General features: G+C 55.0%; 15 protein-coding genes and 1 other annotated feature. Of the genes, 4 read left to right on the plus strand and 11 right to left on the minus strand.

The window, feature by feature from the left end; all coding sequences use genetic code 11:
- Positions 1-70: 70 nt before the first annotated feature.
- On the minus strand, positions 71-1,375 hold the full coding sequence (gsk, locus tag OGV67_RS02880) for an inosine/guanosine kinase (protein WP_047458391.1): 1,305 nt from the start codon (positions 1,373-1,375) through the stop codon (positions 71-73).
- Between the two features lie 152 nt (positions 1,376-1,527).
- Between gsk and aes the strand changes: the two genes are divergently transcribed.
- Positions 1,528-2,487, plus strand: coding sequence for an acetyl esterase (gene aes / locus OGV67_RS02885; RefSeq protein WP_115615001.1), 960 nt, complete (start codon positions 1,528-1,530; stop codon positions 2,485-2,487).
- Positions 2,488-2,489: 2 nt separating this feature from the next.
- Here aes and hemH read toward each other — a convergent pair whose 3' ends face one another.
- The 8 genes from hemH to OGV67_RS02925 all read right to left on the minus strand — a co-directional run bounded on the left by hemH (position 2,490) and on the right by OGV67_RS02925 (position 10,659).
- Positions 2,490-3,452: a ferrochelatase gene (gene hemH / locus OGV67_RS02890; RefSeq protein WP_048902402.1), complete on the minus strand. Its 963-nt coding sequence runs from the start codon at positions 3,450-3,452 to the stop codon at positions 2,490-2,492.
- A gap of 166 nt (positions 3,453-3,618) precedes the next feature.
- Entirely contained in the window at positions 3,619-4,263 is a 645-nt protein-coding gene (gene adk / locus OGV67_RS02895) for an adenylate kinase (protein ID WP_012133500.1), read from the minus strand.
- A gap of 237 nt (positions 4,264-4,500) precedes the next feature.
- Positions 4,501-6,375 (minus strand): molecular chaperone HtpG, encoded by a 1,875-nt coding sequence (htpG, locus tag OGV67_RS02900; RefSeq protein WP_286464909.1) that lies wholly within the window; start codon positions 6,373-6,375, stop codon positions 4,501-4,503.
- Positions 6,376-6,484: 109 nt separating this feature from the next.
- Positions 6,485-7,090, minus strand: a complete 606-nt coding sequence (recR, locus tag OGV67_RS02905; RefSeq protein ID WP_012133502.1) for a recombination mediator RecR — start codon at positions 7,088-7,090, stop codon at positions 6,485-6,487.
- Complete coding sequence (locus OGV67_RS02910; protein WP_001515903.1) at positions 7,090-7,419, minus strand: YbaB/EbfC family nucleoid-associated protein; 330 nt, start codon at positions 7,417-7,419, stop codon at positions 7,090-7,092. Before OGV67_RS02910 ends, recR begins: the two co-directional genes overlap by 1 nt.
- A gap of 45 nt (positions 7,420-7,464) precedes the next feature.
- Positions 7,465-9,390, minus strand: coding sequence for a DNA polymerase III subunit gamma/tau (gene dnaX, locus OGV67_RS02915; RefSeq protein WP_286463102.1), 1,926 nt, complete (start codon positions 9,388-9,390; stop codon positions 7,465-7,467).
- Positions 8,068-8,132 (minus strand) — a sequence feature (DnaX frameshifting element). Its footprint overlaps the gene before it by 65 nt.
- Positions 9,391-9,579: 189 nt before the next feature.
- The gene (apt, locus tag OGV67_RS02920; RefSeq protein ID WP_012133504.1) at positions 9,580-10,131 is read right to left on the minus strand and encodes an adenine phosphoribosyltransferase; all 552 of its coding nucleotides are present in this window, start codon (positions 10,129-10,131) and stop codon (positions 9,580-9,582) included.
- A 150-nt stretch (positions 10,132-10,281) separates the two neighbouring features.
- Positions 10,282-10,659: a DUF454 family protein gene (locus OGV67_RS02925; protein ID WP_012133505.1), complete on the minus strand. Its 378-nt coding sequence runs from the start codon at positions 10,657-10,659 to the stop codon at positions 10,282-10,284.
- 69 nt (positions 10,660-10,728) lie between these two features.
- On the opposite strand from OGV67_RS02925, the gene priC reads away from it, so the two are divergent.
- The 3 genes from priC (at position 10,729) to OGV67_RS02940 (ending at position 12,443) form a co-directional block, all read left to right on the plus strand.
- Entirely contained in the window at positions 10,729-11,256 is a 528-nt protein-coding gene (priC, locus tag OGV67_RS02930; RefSeq protein ID WP_114847718.1) for a primosomal replication protein N'', read from the plus strand.
- A gap of 14 nt (positions 11,257-11,270) precedes the next feature.
- On the plus strand, positions 11,271-11,438 hold the full coding sequence (gene rsmS / locus OGV67_RS02935) for a pleiotropic regulatory protein RsmS (RefSeq protein WP_012133507.1): 168 nt from the start codon (positions 11,271-11,273) through the stop codon (positions 11,436-11,438).
- A gap of 69 nt (positions 11,439-11,507) precedes the next feature.
- Positions 11,508-12,443, plus strand: coding sequence for an Rpn family recombination-promoting nuclease/putative transposase (locus tag OGV67_RS02940; RefSeq protein ID WP_115609536.1), 936 nt, complete (start codon positions 11,508-11,510; stop codon positions 12,441-12,443).
- Positions 12,444-12,479: 36 nt separating this feature from the next.
- On the opposite strand, the gene mscK is transcribed toward OGV67_RS02940, so the two are convergent.
- Both mscK and acrR read right to left on the minus strand, forming a co-directional pair.
- Positions 12,480-15,842, minus strand: a complete 3,363-nt coding sequence (mscK, locus tag OGV67_RS02945) for a mechanosensitive channel MscK (protein ID WP_115615003.1) — start codon at positions 15,840-15,842, stop codon at positions 12,480-12,482.
- Between the two features lie 119 nt (positions 15,843-15,961).
- The gene (acrR, locus tag OGV67_RS02950; protein ID WP_286464914.1) at positions 15,962-16,615 is read right to left on the minus strand and encodes a multidrug efflux transporter transcriptional repressor AcrR; all 654 of its coding nucleotides are present in this window, start codon (positions 16,613-16,615) and stop codon (positions 15,962-15,964) included.
- Positions 16,616-16,693 lie beyond the last annotated feature (78 nt).

A 16,693-nucleotide genomic window follows, 5' to 3' on the forward strand; every position in this document is an offset into this window, starting at 1 on the left:
GGTGTAATCACCTTATCCGGCCTACGATTTTCTTGTAGGCCCGATAAGCGCAGCGCCATCGGGCAATAACTCAGCGATCCCAGTAAGACTCTTCGAGGCTGTCTTCCCGTTCCGGCAGACCGCGCGTCAACCGCGGGGAATGCTGGTTCAATACCTGATAACTCACACGGTTCGCATACTTACACACCTGCGCCAAAGACGAATAAGTCAGCCAGGTGAATTTATGCTTACTGGAGTTAGGCACATTGGTGCGGTGATAATTATTGGCGGTAATATCATGTAACAGCGCCGCCAGCGCGCCGTCTCCCGCGCCATTGGTGTTCATGATTTTTTCCGGCCCGCCCATGTACGGGGCGATGTGCGAGTAGACCCGCAGCGGATGGAGACAATCTTTATGCCGCATCGCACGGCTGAACTCATACTGATTAAACTCGGCAATCGCCCCCGGCAGCAGCGGGTGCTGGGTTTTGCGTTTCGCTTCATCTTCGGTAAAGCCCGCCATATACAACCCAATCGGCCCGGCGGTACACAGCACCAGATCCACCCAGTCCAGCGCCTTGTCAGACGCCAGCAGCGGATCGTTCTCGCCGGTTAACGCTTCCGCCTCTTCTTCATTCATCGCCAGAATGGAGACATGCTCTTTGAGGAACGCCTGCCACCACTGCGGATTATCGGCGATAACAAACTTCGTCCCCAGAGTCAGCACCACCGGCACATTATGCTTTTTCGCGTACTCAATGGCTTTCATGGTCGCTTCCGGCATCGGCTCGCCCGGTTTACAGCGCACCAGATAGGAGGTCAGCACCAGCGCAGATGCGCCCGCAATCACCGATTCCGGGATGCTCTCCGCCCGAAGCTGGTTCATGTGGCCGGGACTGATGGCGAAGGTACGCTCGCCGGATTCGCCAATCAGCGTAAAGCAGCGGCCAATGGGACCATCAACCCCTTGCAGGTGGTTGAGGTCGGTACGGCTCGATGTGTTACATAAATAGCGATAGGCGTAGCTGCCAATCTCAATGTTGCTGCACATCACGCCCAGCAGAACGGAGCGATCGTCCGCCAGCACCGAGTAGTTGTGCATGGTGTTACCAATGGTGCCACCGGCAAACTGGTGGGTGATCAGGTTTTCACGCACCAGCTCCTGATACAACGCTTCTGCGACATCATCCTCAATCACCAGAGAATGCCCGGCGCTCAATCCATAACGTTTCACAAAGTCATCATCGACTTTCGCTTCAATATCCACCAGCGTCTGATCGATACCGACCACCCATGACGCGCTGGTTTCATTTTCAGCCTGAATTTGTTGCAACAGCGGGTCACGGGCATTAACGGGGAAATAGTGTTTGGATTTACGTTTACCGGGAAATTTCATGATTGTGTTTACAGGTGGATAACTGAGCGATGCATGGTAGCACATTCCCCCCTGCCCGCGCGACGAGGCGCGGAGTTTCAATATCGGACGGTGAGATCGCAGTTTATTGGCGATCGCTTTCTACAATGGAGGCATTTCACAAGGAGCGCGTTATGAAACCGGAAAACAAAATTCCCGTTCTCGATCTTATTTCTGCGCAGATGAGGGCCGTCATCAACTTTCATCAGGCGGAGCTGCCGCCGTGGCCTGCGGATGACATTGCGGCGCAGCGCCAGCACTACACCCGCGAGCGCCGGTTCTGGAACGCCGGGGCGCCGCAGATGGCAACGCAGACGGCGGCGGTTCCCACACCCTACGGCGAGGTCGCCACGCGTCTGTATTATCCACAGCACAACAGCAGGGCAACGCTGTTTTATCTGCACGGCGGCGGATTTATTCTCGGTAATCTGGATACCCACGACCGCATTATGCGGCTGCTGGCGAGCTATACGCGGTGTACGGTCGTCGGCATCGACTATACGCTCTCTCCCGAAGCACGTTTCCCACAGGCGATTGAGGAGACCGTCGCGGCATGTCGGTTCTTTCATCAACGCGCCGATGAATACGCATTGAACATGGCGCAAATCGGTTTTGCCGGGGATTCCGCAGGCGCTATGCTGGCGCTCGCCAGCGCGCTGTGGCTGCGCGATAAGCAGATTGTATGCGGGAGCGTGGTCGCCACGCTGCTGTGGTATGGTCTCTACGGGTTACAGGATTCGCCCAGTCGCCGTTTGTTTGGCGGAGAATGGGACGGCTTAACCCGTCAGGATCTGGAGAGGTATGAAAACGCCTATCTGCGTGACGAGCAGGATCGCGAATCCCCCTGGTATTGCCTGTTCAATAACGATCTGACCCGCAATGTGCCGCCCTGCTTTATTGCCGGCGCGGAGTTCGATCCGTTACTTGATGACAGCCGTCTGCTGCACCAGACGCTCCAGGCGCATAATCAGCCCAGTGAGTACCGGATGTACCCCGGCACGCTGCACGCCTTCCTGCACTATTCACGCATGATGAAAACCGCTGACGATGCGCTACAGGATGGCGCGCGTTTCTTTATGGCGCAGTTAAAATAGCCTCAGAGGTACGGCGCGGTCAGCTTCAGCATCATATCGATGTGTTCCGGCGCGGCATTGAGCGCCGGAATGTATTCGTATTTTTTACCGCCCGCCTCAAGGAAGATTTCCCGGTTTTGCAACGCGATCTCCTCCAGCGTTTCCAGACAATCCGCCGCAAAACCCGGACACATCACCTGAATATGCCCGATGCCTTTTTCGCCCAGCATTTTCAGCGTTTCGTCAGTATACGGCGTCAGCCACGGCTCGCGGCCAAAGCGCGACTGGAAGGTCATCATCACTTTTTCTGGCGCCAGACCAAGCGCGGAGACCAGTTCACGGGTAGTATCGCGACAGCGTTGCGGGTAGTCGTCGCCTTCGTCAGCGTAACGCTGCGGGATGCCGTGATACGAGAGCAGCAGCAAGTCCGGCTCGCCATGTTGGGCAAACGAGGCACGGGCGCTATTTGCCAGGGCGGTGATATAGCTATTGTCATCAGCGTAGTCACGAATAAACGAGACGCCTGGAATACTGCGTTTACGCGCCAGAATACGCGCCAGTTCGTCCCAGACGGCCGCCACCGTCGAACAGGAGTATTGTGGGTAGAGTGGCAGCACCACGATGTGATCGACGTGATTCGCCAGCAGTTCATCGACCGCGCTTTCCAGCGACGGCGAACCGTAGCTCATCCCCAGCGCAACGGGCGTATCCGGGAGACGCTCTGCCAGCGCCTGCTGTTGCTCCCTGCTGTAAACCAGCAACGGCGATCCGCCTTCCTGCCAGATAGACTGGTACAGTTTTGCGACACGCGGCGCGCGCAGCGGCAAAATCACACCACGTAAAAGCGGCCACCACAGCAGGCGGGAAGTATCCACCACGCGCTCATCGCTTAAAAATTGCTTCAGATAGCGTTTAACCGCTTCAGGAGTTGGGGCATCGGGAGTGCCGAGGTTAGCCAGCAGGATACCGGTTTTCGTCTGACGCATTACCGCCTCTTATTGATTCAAATTGTTGATAATTGTAGCGGAAAAGCGAGGAAGAAGAACTAATTGCTGTGAGAGGTAAGATGAGAATTTGCCTGATGGCGCTGCGCTTATCGGGCCTACAAGTCCGTAGGCCCGATAAGCGCAGCGCCATCGGGCAATTTACGGATTAACCGAGGATTTTTTCAAGGTCAGCACGCACATCGGCAACGGCCTGAGTACCGTCCACTTTCGCGTATTTAGTGTTACCCGCTTCCGCTTCTTTCTGGTAATAACCAATCAGCGGCGCAGTCATCTGATGGTATTCCACCAGACGCTTACGAACGGTCTCTTCCTGATCGTCTTTACGGGTGGTCAGCTCTTCGCCGGTCACATCGTCCTTGCCTTCCACTTTCGGCGGATTAAATTTGATGTGATAAACACGGCCAGACGCCGCGTGCACGCGACGGCCCACGATGCGGTCAACGATCAGCTCGTCCGGTACGTCGAATTCGAGAACATAGTCAACCGCAATGCCCGCTTCTTTCATGGCGTCAGCCTGCGGAATTGTACGCGGGAAGCCGTCCAGCAGGAAACCGTTGCGGCAATCGTCCTGCGCGATACGCTCTTTTACCAGCGCAATCACCAGCTCATCGGTCACCAGCTTGCCGGCGTCCATGATGTCTTTCGCTTGTTTACCCAGCTCGGAGCCAGATTTCACGGCGGCACGCAGCATGTCGCCAGTGGAGATTTGCACAATACCATATTTCTCCATGATGAACTGAGCCTGAGTTCCTTTACCCGCGCCCGGAGCGCCAAGCAGAATGATACGCATTACGAAAATCCCCTTAAAGGTTGTCGATATTTTTTAAAAAAGCGCTAAACGATACCACCATCACGCAATTCGCTCAAGGAAGGCGCCCTGCGCTGAAACGGTTAACGGCGGGAAAATGAAGAAAAAGAGAGGATAAAATAAAAAATGCCCGATGGCACTGCGCTTATCGGGCCTACATAAGCAACCTGCTCGTAGGCCGGATAAGCATTAGCGCCATCCGGCATGACGCGGTGCCGATTAAGACACCAGCAACTGGTTCATACGACGGATAAACTGGTTCGGATCTTCCAGCGTACCGCGTTCGGCAAACAGCGCCTGATCCAACAGCAGCTCTACCCACTCGTTAAACTGCGCTTCGTCCTGGGTATCCGCCGTGCGTTTCACCAGTACGTGATCCGGGTTGAGTTCAAAGATGTATTTCACTTCCGGCACGGCCTGACCGGCAGCGGCAAACAGCTTCGCCATCTGGGTACTCATCTCGTCAGCGTCGGTGGTGACAATGGCCGGAGTATCGGTCAGACGATGCGTCAGACGCACCTCTTTCACACGATCGCCCAGCAGGGTTTTCACGCGCTCAACGAACGGCGTCAGCGCTTTTTCCGCTTCTTTTGCGCTTTCATCGACTTCATCCGCCAGTTTTTCCAGCGATTCGTCAACTTTAGATACGGACTGGAACGCCTTACCGTCGAACTCGGTCAGGTAATTCATCATCCACTCATCAATGCGATCGGAAAGCAGCAGCACTTCGATGCCTTTCTTACGCAGCAGCTCCAGGTGCGGGCTGCTCTTCGCCGCCGCGTAGCTGTCTGCCGTGATGTAGTAGATCTTCTCCTGCCCTTCTTTCATGCGGGAGATATAATCTTCCAGAGAGACGGTTTGTGCGGAAGAGTCCGTATGCGTTGAGGCAAAGCGCATCAGTTTCGCGATGGCTTCCTGGTTGGCATGATCTTCCGCCGGGCCTTCTTTCAGCACCAGACCAAACTGTTTCCAGAAGGTCTGGTATTTTTCCGCATCGTCTTTCGCCAGTTTTTCCAGCATTTGCAGAACACGTTTGGTCAACGCGCTGCGCAGGTTGCGGGTAACGGTGCTGTCCTGAAGGATTTCGCGGGAAACGTTCAGCGGCAGATCGTTGGAATCAATCAGACCACGCACGAAGCGCAGGTAGTTCGGCATAAACTGCTCAGCGTCGTCCATGATAAAGACACGCTGTACGTACAGTTTCAGCCCATGCTTGTGATCGCGGTTCCACATATCCCACGGCGCCTGAGACGGGATGTACAGCAGGCTGGTGTACTCCTGCTTACCTTCCACACGGTTGTGGCTCCAGGTCAGCGGGTCGGTGAAGTCGTGAGCAATGTGCTTGTAGAACTCGTTATACTCGTCGTCTTTGATTTCTGACTTGTTACGCGTCCACAGCGCCTGCGCCTTGTTGATTTTCTCCCAGGAGACGATCGTTTCACCGTCTTTTTCTTCCTGTTTTTCAATCTCTACCGGCAATGCGATATGGTCGGAATATTTGCTGATGATGGAGCGTACGCGCCAGTCATCAAGGAACTCGTCTTCGCCTTCACGCAGGTGCAGGGTGATTTCCGTACCGCGATCGTCTTTAGTGATATCCGCAACGGTGTACTCACCTTCGCCCGCCGATTCCCAGAACACGCCATTTTCCGGCTTATCGCCCGCCGCGCGGGTACGCACGGTCACTTTATCCGCGACGATAAACGCAGAGTAGAAGCCGACCCCGAACTGGCCGATCAACTGGCTGTCTTTCGCCTGATCGGAACCCATTGATTCGAGGAAAGATTTAGTGCCGGATTTCGCAATGGTTCCCAGATGATCGATAACGTCATCACAGTTCATCCCCACGCCATTATCGGCGATGGTCAGCGTACGCTTATCTTTATCGAAGGAGACACGCACGCGCAGCTCGCCGTCGCCTTCATACAGATCCGGGTTCGACAGCGCGCGAAAACGCAGCTTGTCCGCCGCATCTGAGGCGTTAGAGATAAGCTCACGCAGGAAAATTTCTTTATTGGAGTACAGAGAATGGATCATCAGGTGCAGAAGCTGTTTTACTTCTGACTGAAAACCACGAGTTTCTTGTCCTTTCATTGGATAAATACCTCAACAATGCCATTTACAAGGTCAAAATGCGTTGAGGGAGAGATGGGGACGGGAAATGAGTTTTCAAGCGGGAGAACGCGAATGTTCTCCCGATTGATTAAAAACGAATCTTATGACGCCCGGCAAGCGAGTGGGACAGCGTGGTGCCGTCGACCATTTCCAGTTCGCCGCCCACCGGTACGCCGTGGGCGATACGGCTGGCTTCAACGCCATATTGCGCACAAAGTTCGGCAATATAGTTCGCGGTAGCCTCCCCTTCGACCGTCGGGTTGGTCGCGAGGATCACTTCGCTGAGCTGTTCTGACGCCAGACGCTGCTCCAGACGATCGAGACCGATATCGTCCGGCCCGATGCCGTCGAGCGGCGACAGATGCCCCATCAGTACGAAGTAGCGGCCAGAGAATTGCCCGGTCTGCTCAATGGCGTAGATGTCCGCCGGACTCTCCACCACGCAGATTTGACCGTTTTCCTGACGACGCGGATTCGAACAGATATTGCACACGTCCTGCTCAGTGAAGGTGCGGCAATCGGCGCAATGGCCGATTTCCGACATCGCCCGGGTGAGCGCTTGCGCCAGACGCATCCCGCCGCTGCGGTCACGCTGAAGCAGCGTAAACGCCATGCGCTGCGCTGACTTCGGGCCAACGCCCGGCAGACAGCGCAGTGCTTCCATAAGCTGAGTTAACAGCGGGCTGGTTTGCATCAGAACGGCATCTTAAAGCCAGGCGGCAGTTGCATACCGGAGGAGACAGACGCCATCTTCTCTTTCTGGGTCTCTTCAATGCGACGCGCCGCATCGTTGAACGCCGCAGCGACCAGATCTTCCAGCATCTCTTTGTCGTCTTCCAGCAGGCTTGGGTCGATTTCCACGCGACGGCAGTTGTGCGCACCGTTAATGGTCACTTTAACCAGACCTGCGCCAGACTCGCCGGTGACTTCCAGTTTGGCGATTTCTTCCTGCATCTGCTGCATTTTTTCTTGCATCTGCTGGGCTTGCTTCATCAGGTTGCCCAGACCGCCTTTTCCAAACATAAGCTCTCTCTCTTGATGGTTTACAATCGCAAGCCGGGCTTACGATCAAATGGGGCGAATACTCTCTTCATCCAGATCCGCGTCAAAGAATCGACGCAGCGTCTGAATGTTGTTATCCGCAATAATCGACTCACGCGCCTGCGCAAGTTTCTCTTCATAAATCGCCTGACGCCACTCCAGCGGCGTTCGCACCGCCGGATTATCATCTTCAACGATGGTCAGTTCAACCGTCGTTCCCGTCAGGGCGCTCAATGCTTCCGCCAGCTTTTGCTGCGCGCCAGTGGAGTTAAGGTGTCGCTGCGTGGAGCGCAGATGCAGGCAAATGGTATTGCCGTTCTCCTCTTTCCAGGCGTTTAACGCCACCTGTTCCACCAGCTTCGGCAGGGAGAGCTGGCTAATTTGTGCCGCCCACGGATCGCGTTCAGTCGCTTCCGCGGCCAGTTTGGTCGCCAGTTCCGGTGTTTTTTCATGCTCCAGCGCCTTTTTCAACGCTTTCGGCGTGGCCACAACCTCTTTTACTTCCACCACCGGATTGGTCGCCTTCCAGCGGTAGGCTTCTTTCTTCGTCGGCGTCTGTTCCAGCGCAGACGGCGCCGGACGCGCCTGAACGCGTTCAGAGACAGAGGCTAATCTTTCCAGCGCAGCGTTATTTACCGGCCGCGCGCGGGAAGCGGCTGCCGGTTCACTCTTTTTTGTTTTGGTTGCTCCCTGAGCACGCTGAAGCTGGTTGCGCGCCGCCAGCACCTGGCTGGTGGCATCTGGCAACGGCACCTCCTGGCGTACCGGAGCGGATTGTTGCGAAGGCACCTGCGTCGGCGTCATCACCGCCGTTGGCGCGACCGGCGCAAAAGATTGCTGCGGTCTTTCCGGTTCCGGCAGCGGCATACGTGGGTGGAATGCCAGCGCGCGTAATAGCGTCATTTCAACGCCCATCCGTCTGTCCGGCGCGTAAGGCAGCTCTTTGCGGCCAATCAACAGCGTCTGGTAATAAAGCTGTATGTCCGCTGGCGGCACAGTTCGCGCCAGTTCACGCATGCGCTGCTCAATCACCGCCATATCGTTACCCAGCGCGGCAGGCGACAGCTGCGCCATCGCAATGCGGTGCAACAGCCCCAGCATTTCGACCAGCAGCGCTTCCCACTCAATACCGCGCGCGGCGGCATCGTTCACCAGCGACATCACGCGCTCGCCATTGGCGGCAACCACCGCCTCGACCAGCGAAAGCGCCTGGTCATCATCCAGCGTACCGAGCATCGCACTCACCGCCAGGGTGGAGACCTGCCCGTCACCGCTGGCGATCGCCTGGTCGGTCAGGCTTAGCGCATCGCGCAGGCTGCCGTCCGCTGCGCGGGAGAGCAGTTGCAGCGCGCGCGGCTCATGCGCGATATGTTCTTCGTTAAGGATATGCTCAAGCTGATGGCGAATTTGTTCGACATCCAGCGCCTTGAGATGGAATTGCAGGCAGCGCGACAAAATCGTCACCGGCAGCTTCTGCGGATCGGTGGTCGCCAGCAGGAATTTGACGTGTGCAGGCGGTTCTTCGAGCGTTTTAAGCAACGCGTTGAAGCTGTGCCGCGAGAGCATATGCACTTCGTCGATCAGATAGACCTTAAAGCGGCCGCGCGCGGGCGCGTACTGGACGTTGTCCAGCAGGTCGCGGGTATCTTCCACTTTGGTGCGCGACGCGGCGTCGATCTCAATCAGATCGACAAAACGCCCCTGCTCGATTTCCCGGCAGTTGTCACATACGCCGCACGGCGTGGCGGTGATACCGGTTTCACAGTTCAGTCCCTTCGCCAGCAGACGGGCGATGGAGGTTTTACCGACGCCACGGGTGCCGGAAAAAAGATATGCGTGATGAATACGCCCTAACGACAAGCCGTTCGCCAGTGCGGTCAGCACATGTTCCTGGCCGACGACGTCAGCAAAGGTTTGTGGGCGCCATTTTCGGGCTAAGACCTGATAACTCATTGGCTGGCTCTGAAACGCTGGAAGGTGGATTCATGGGGGGAATGCTAACACAACCTCGCAAATACAGCGAGGTTGTGAGGCTTTATTCGCGACGCTCACCCTTTTGGGCCGCCGCAAGCGGCGTTCAAAACGCAAATGCGTTTTGTCGGGCACTGGCCGGAACCAGAGTGGCGAATAAGCTAGCCTGAATCAGTGCCCCGGGAAGGGAACCAGGCTATAACAGGTAATCCCCTGTTTTGCCAGACGCTGCTCACCACCCAGATCGAACAGATTGATGATGAAAGCGGCATCGGTCACTTCCCCACCCAGGCGACGGATCAGCTTCACAGTCGCTTCGATTGTGCCGCCGGTCGCCAGGAGATCGTCCACCACCAGCACTTTATCGCCCGGTTTGATGGCATCAACGTGGATTTCCAGCTGATCGGTGCCGTACTCCAGCTCATAGCTTTCAGCGATCGTTTCACGCGGCAGTTTGCGCGGTTTACGCACCGGAACAAACCCGACGCCCAGGCCCAGCGCGACCGGCGCGCCAAACAGGAAGCCACGCGCTTCGGTGCCGACAACTTTGGTGATGCCTGCATTTTTGTATCGTTCAACCAGCAATTCAATGCTGAGCGCATAGGCTTTCGGGTCTTCCAGCAAGCTGGTGACATCACGGAAAAGAATGCCCGGTTTCGGGTAATCGTGAATGCTTTTAATGCTATTTTTGAGAAACTCAAGCTGCTGTGCAGTCGCGGTCATGGATATATGCCTGCTATTACGGTGTTACTCACGGCGCGAATTAAGGGGGTCAAAGTAACGATTGTTTAACCTTTAACCGTCTGCGCCTGTGCTCGAAAACGGTCGAATTTACTGGCTGCGTAAGACAATTGCAACAGCGATTATTGCGCTTCAGTGCTTTTGTTGCTTTTCATCAATCACCGGTATCCGCCACATAAAAATCAACAGGCAGGCCAGGATCGCCAGCAGCAGTATTCGTACCCACATCATATGCACCAGCCAAAGCGAGATACCGAATGTAATCAATATCAATGCAATAGCGCGTGGTTTCGCCCCCGGCGGCATCGCGCGATGCTTTTGCCAGTGACGCAAATAGCCGCCAAACCAGGAGCGGTAAAGCAGCCAGTCATGAAAGCGCGGCGACGAACGGGCAAAACACCAGGCCGCCAGTAAAATAAATGGCGTAGTAGGCAATAGCGGCAACACGACGCCCAGCGTCCCTAACACTACCGCCAGCCAGCCAATGATGATTAAAATAGTACGTTTCATAATGACAGTACGTAGCACACAAGGCTGCTACTGTAGCATAACAGTTATCATTTTCATCGGAGTGTTACATTGAAAACCGCCATGCTGTTACACAGGCTGGAAAGCCAGCTCGCCAGTCTGCGCCAGCAGAGCGCGCCGCTGGCACAGCATGCGACGCTCAGCGCACGCTTTGACAGGCATCTTTTTCGCACCCGCAGCACGCTATTGAAGGCGTATCTGGATGAAGCCGGAACCAACCTTGACGCGTTGCGCCATGCGGTTGAACAACAGACGCTGCCGCAGATTGCCTGGCTGGCGGAACGCCTGGTTTCACAGATTGAGGCGATAACACGAGAAACCGCGACCTGGTCGCTCAGGGAGTGGGACAGCGCCTCCCCGGGGCTGGCGCGCTGGCAACGTAAACGCGTAAAGCATCAGGAGTTTGAGCGTCGTCTGCTGGAAATGGCCGAGGAGCGTAAAGCCCGTCTGGCGCAGGTCACCGGCTTCACCGAGCAGCAGGCGCTGCACCGGGAAATCGAGGCGTTTGAAGGCCGTCTGGCGCGCTGTCGTCATGCGCTGGAAAAAATAGAGCGCGTACTGGCGCGCCTGACCCGTTAACCACTGGAGAAAATATGTCGCTTGAGAATGCCCCGGACGACGTCAAACTGGCCGTCGATCTGATCGTCCTGCTTGAAGAGAATCAGCTGCCCGCGCAAACCGTGCTACGCGCGCTGGAAATTGTGAAGCGTGATTATGAAAACAAACTAAAAAACGCGGAAGACGCCTCGCAAAGCGATTAAAAGGGAGCTGGTGCGTCCCCACCGTCAATGTCAGAGTCTGCGTCGGGACACAATGACGACGGACAGTTCATGGAACGACTTTCAACCACGCCGCATGATGCGGTATTTCGGCAACTGCTGACGCAAAAAGCGATCGCGCGGGATTTTTTACAGATCCATTTACCTGACACCTTTCTTCGCATCTGCAATCTGGATTCCCTGACGCTGGAGTCAGGAAGTTTTGTCGAAGAGAACTTACGGGCCAGCTATTCAGACATCCTCTATTCCCTGCAAACTACGCATGGACCAGGCTACGTTTATGCGCTGATTGAGCATCAAAGCAAACCCGATAAATTCATGGCGTTTCGCCTGATGCGTTATGCCATCGCCGCCATGCAGCGGCATCTTGATGCCGGGCACGACACGCTGCCGTTAGTGGTTCCCTTACTGTTCTACCACGGATCAATTAGTCCGTGGCCCTACAGCCTGAACTGGCAGAATATGTTTTGTGAGCCCGCGCTTGCCAATAGCCTTTACAGCAATGAATTTGCGCTGGTAGACCTGACCGTAATGCCGGATAATCAGATCATGCGGCATCGGCGAATGGCGATGCTGGAGCTACTGCAAAAGCATATACGCCGACGCGATCTGGCCGAATTACAGGATCAATTAATCACGCTATTAACGCAGGAACACCTTACCCGTAGCCAAATCAGCGTGCTGATACACTATATGTTGCAGGTTGGGAATACCACGGACCCCGGCGCGTTGATCCGCAAACTGGCCAGCTGCGCCCCCCAGTATAAGGAGCAACTGATGAGCATTGCCGAATGGCTGGAAGAGAAAGGCAGAGCAGACGGACTGCAAAAAGGAATGCAACAAGGACGGCAGAAGGGTTTAGAAGAAGGTCGTCAGGCCGAAGCGCGCAGCATCGCTCTCAAAATGCTCGACAGCGGTCTGGCCCCCGACCTGATCACCCACCTAACCGGACTCTCGCCAGAAGAGCTGTCTGCGCTCTCCCATTAGAGGCACTCAGGGCGGCCTGGCCGCCCTGAACAGAACTTAGCCCACCGACGGCGTCGGATCGTCGCCTTTGATTTCGCGTTTAACTTCCGTCACTTCGTCACCTTTCTCATTGCGCAGATGCACTTCAAGCTGATTAAAAGCGATGTCGATGTTATTTTCACGACACAAACGATCGATGGTCCGGTTCAGCTCATCCACCGTATGGCTGCGATCGCGCAGTTCACGCACGTACAGACGCAGTTCATGATCGAGCGTACTGGCGCCAAACGTGGTAAAGAACACCGCAGGTTCTGGCTCACGCATCACTTTCGGGTGCTCCGTCGCCGCCTGCAACAGCACTTTTTTCACTTTGTCCAGATCCGAGCCATAGGCGACGCCAAGGCGGATCACCAGCCGGGTGGTGGTGTCGGACAGCGACCAGTTGATCAATCGTTCGGTCACGAAGGCTTTGTTCGGAATGATCACCTCTTTACGATCGAAGTCGGTAATGGTGGTCGCACGAATACGGATCTTGCTGACCGTCCCGGAGAAGGTGCCGATAGTCACCGTATCGCCAATGCGTACCGGGCGTTCAAACAGGATAATAATGCCAGAGACGAAGTTACCGAAAATCTCCTGCAAGCCGAAACCAAGACCAACCGATAACGCCGCCGCCAGCCACTGTAGTTTGTCCCACGATACGCCAAGCGATCCGAATACCGTCATCGCGCCAACAGCAATGATGATGTAGTTGAGGATCGTGGTGATCGCATACGAAGCCCCCTGGCGCATTTTCAGTCTGGAAAGTACCAGAACTTCCAGCAGGCCAGGTAAGTTACGGATCAGCGCCCAGGCCACCATTGACACAATAATGGCAAACAGCAGGCTGCCCATCGTAACGTTTTTAACCACCGCGGCGCCCGCTTCCGTGCCGTTGTAGTGCCAGAGCGTGATGCTGTCGAGATAGCTGAACACGGTGATCAGATCGGACCAAATCGCCCAGAACATCACCCCGAACAGGGCAATCATCAGCAGCATGGTGATGCGCAGCGTTTGCTGGTTAACCTGTTCCAGCGCAATGGTCGGTTCTTCCTGCGGCTCCGCGCCTTCCGCCCCCTCTTTCACCAGATTCTGACGACGCGCCAGCGCACGGCGCCAGGCAATACGACGCGCCGCGACGCTCAGGCCGCGTAACACGGTCTGATACAGCAGGTTCCAGATAATCACCAGATAGACGGTTTCAATCCAGCGCCCGGACAGGCGTAGCGTGGTATAGAAATAGCCCGTCGCGGTCAACACCATCAACGCGACGGGAATGATGGAGAGCACGGTAATCGTGATCAGACGTAAACCATGCGACTCCTTATCACGCCAGCTATCGCGGCACATTGGCCACACCAGCAGAGTAATAAGCAGAAGGTTGAGGAAAATCACCACCTGCCCCAGCACATCGTCCATCAGATGCAGCGGAGAAAGTTCAGCGACCACCGACCAAAAATGCAGCGGCAGTAGCGCCAGACTGATGCGCACAATCTGGCGGCGCCAGTGGCTGGTCAATTTCGCCGGCATGCCGAAGTGCCGAATGGCAACGCCCTCTTTCTCCAGCACCTTCCAGCACAGACCGAATACCAGCCAGAACAACGCCAGCTTTTTACTGAACGCCCATAACAGGTCGCTAATATTCAACTGCATGGTGAGGAGGATCAGCCCTACCGCAAGGATTATCAGACAAACCGGCAAGGCGCGAATCAGATCGATGAAAATCGCTTTCGGCGTATTGAGCTGGCTGTCGTTACGCAATGATCCCACCGCGGCCGCCAGCTTCTCCTGGTACGCTTTTAGCCATTTCAGTCGCCAGCGAATCACCCCGGCGATCAGCAGCAAAGGCAGCCCCGCGAGGAATGCGATGAATACCGCAGGCCAGGCCTTTTCCCAGTTCACCGTAATTTTCATCGACCTGAACTGATCTTTCAGCGTTTGCGGGAAGGCTTTAATCCAGTCCCAGTCCATCGGGCGGTTACTGTTAACCCAAAAGATTTGCTGAGTCAGGATCTCTTTAAGGTTTTTCGAGACGCTCATCAGCTGCTGTTGATTGATTTGCAGGTTAATGGCCATCATCAGCTGATTGCCCAGCTGCTTATTCAACTGATCCAGTAATTCCCTGCGCATATCAACCACTTGCAGCAGCGCATCATGCACTTCGTCATTAACCTCGTCAGTGTGCCCTTCTTCCAGTTTGGCCACAAAGGCATCGTTCTGGAACAAAGCGTCACGCTGCTGGTTAACTTCAAACTGCTCCAGACGCAAATCCGCAATCCGGTTGGTCATATCGACAAGTTCATCTGCCGACGGCAGCGTTTGCTGCTGCTGATACAAGATACGCGACAACAGCAAACTGCCTCTCAGCACCGCAATCTGCTCTTTGATATTGCGCTCTGATTGCAGCGCGCGATCAAGCCAGTTTTTGACTTTGATGTTCTGCTGCATGAGCACGTTGCCGTTTTCGGTTGCCGTGATCAGGCGCTGGCTCAGTTGATGATTGACATCCAGCTCCTGCTTCACAAGAGGGTTAGCCTGAATACGCGCCGTTTCATCCGGCGAGATCGCCTCCTGCGCCGTCTTCTCGGTTAGCGTCAGACGTTTGCTGTTGACCGCTTCCTGCAAAAGCTGGAGCTGGTGTTCCAGTCGATTGGTGTTCGCCGTGACGTAATCGCGTTGCTTTTGCAGGGTATCCTGCAAAACCGTATTGCCTTCCAGACTTTTGCGCTGCTGATCGATTTGCGCGTTAAGCAACGCCTGTTGCGCCTGTAGCAGAGCCTGTTGACTCGGGCGCAATGCGCCATCCCCGACACTGGTGCCGTCCAGTCGATTACGGATTTGCTGCATTTGCTGCGACGCGGTATACATCGCGTTTTGCACACGCTCAGGCTGCGTCTGGAGCGAAACCAGCTGACTATTGTAAGTCGCCAGATCGTTTTGCGAGTTCTGCAAATCGTCCAGCACCTGCGCAACCCGAAGTTCCAGCTGGCGCAGCGAAAGCGTGCTCAACGTTTTTCGCGTTTCGTCGTCATTATCCACATCGCTGAGGGCATTCAGCGCGTCCGTCGCCTGACGCATTTTTTCCGGCGCCTGCGCGACTTTCTGACGTAATTGCGTGGTCTCCTCTTTTACCCGATCGATTTTATCAAGCGTGGCGAGCGTATCGATGAGATCCTGCTGGACCAGTTTATCCAGCGCCGAGAGGTCTTTCTGTTTACCCAGCGCATCCAGCTGGCTTTGCACGTCTGCTTTCGACGGCAGATCGCCATTCGTTTGCGCACGGGCAAACGCCAACGACTGACCGCACAGCAATAACACAAAGAAAATGATTGAGATAAAAACAAGATGCGATGAACGTTTATAGAGCTGCAACATAGTCATGGGAGTGAAGGTTTCTGAACCGGAAGAATGACCGGAAATAGTCAAGCCGCAAGAATATCACGGCGGTGACGGACAGAATAGCGGAACGGAAAATGTCCAGGATAATTCCTGGAATGATATCAGGGGCTTTCGAGGGCAGGCGCCGCTCTCAGCGTCGGGCAAAGCAGATACATTTCCAACAAGATGGCGACGTAATCTCGCGCTTCTTTTTTCAGATCAAAGGATTGCGGCGCAAAGAGCCAGTTTTCCATGATGCCGGAAATATAGCCGCGCATTAATATTGCCGCACGGCGCGTCATCAGGTTTCCCGGGAGCATTTTTGCTTTAATACAATGTGTTAGCGTTTGTTCAATGCGATCATAGCTTTCCACGCAGATGCTTCGCTGCGCCTGTTGCACTACCGCCATTTCACCCACGAATTCGCATTTGTGGAATATAATTTCCATCAATAAACGTCGGCGCTCTTCCGTCACGGTTGCTTCAAGAAGATGGACTAAAATTTCTCTTAATACTGATAGTGGATCGTCGGGGAATTTTGCCTGATACTCAATCTCAAGCTCACCAATATTGGATTCTGATAGCTCCCAGATTTCACTGAATAAATCCGACTTGTTTTTGAAGTGCCAATAGATTGCACTGCGTGTGACGCCAGCGGCTTTTGCAATCTCCGCGAGCGAAGTGGATGATACCCCTTGTCGCGAGAACAAACGCAGAGCTACATCCAGGATGTGTTGCCGAGTTTCCTGTGCTTGTTGTTTGGTTTTTCGTGCCATATGTCGGTGAATTTACAGGCGTTAGATTTACATACATTTGTGGATGTATGTACCATAGCACGACGATAATATAAACGC

This window comes from Citrobacter sp. CK188 (genome assembly GCF_030333525.1).
In the GTDB taxonomy this organism is placed as follows: Bacteria; Pseudomonadota; Gammaproteobacteria; order Enterobacterales; family Enterobacteriaceae; genus Citrobacter_B; species Citrobacter_B koseri.

Bases quoted from the DNA above. Each gene is read 5' to 3' on its own strand.
- gsk (WP_047458391.1), bottom strand. From the start codon at position 1,375: ATGAAATTTCCCGGTAAACGTAAATCCAAACACTATTTCCCCGTTAAT.
- aes (WP_115615001.1), top strand. From the start codon at position 1,528: ATGAAACCGGAAAACAAAATTCCCGTTCTCGATCTTATTTCTGCGCAG.
- hemH (WP_048902402.1), bottom strand. From the start codon at position 3,452: ATGCGTCAGACGAAAACCGGTATCCTGCTGGCTAACCTCGGCACTCCC.
- adk (WP_012133500.1), bottom strand. From the start codon at position 4,263: ATGCGTATCATTCTGCTTGGCGCTCCGGGCGCGGGTAAAGGAACTCAG.
- htpG (WP_286464909.1), bottom strand. From the start codon at position 6,375: ATGAAAGGACAAGAAACTCGTGGTTTTCAGTCAGAAGTAAAACAGCTT.
- recR (WP_012133502.1), bottom strand. From the start codon at position 7,090: ATGCAAACCAGCCCGCTGTTAACTCAGCTTATGGAAGCACTGCGCTGT.
- OGV67_RS02910 (WP_001515903.1), bottom strand. From the start codon at position 7,419: ATGTTTGGAAAAGGCGGTCTGGGCAACCTGATGAAGCAAGCCCAGCAG.
- dnaX (WP_286463102.1), bottom strand. From the start codon at position 9,390: ATGAGTTATCAGGTCTTAGCCCGAAAATGGCGCCCACAAACCTTTGCT.
- apt (WP_012133504.1), bottom strand. From the start codon at position 10,131: ATGACCGCGACTGCACAGCAGCTTGAGTTTCTCAAAAATAGCATTAAA.
- OGV67_RS02925 (WP_012133505.1), bottom strand. From the start codon at position 10,659: ATGAAACGTACTATTTTAATCATCATTGGCTGGCTGGCGGTAGTGTTA.
- rsmS (WP_012133507.1), top strand. From the start codon at position 11,271: ATGTCGCTTGAGAATGCCCCGGACGACGTCAAACTGGCCGTCGATCTG.
- OGV67_RS02940 (WP_115609536.1), top strand. From the start codon at position 11,508: ATGGAACGACTTTCAACCACGCCGCATGATGCGGTATTTCGGCAACTG.
- mscK (WP_115615003.1), bottom strand. From the start codon at position 15,842: ATGACTATGTTGCAGCTCTATAAACGTTCATCGCATCTTGTTTTTATC.
- acrR (WP_286464914.1), bottom strand. From the start codon at position 16,615: ATGGCACGAAAAACCAAACAACAAGCACAGGAAACTCGGCAACACATC.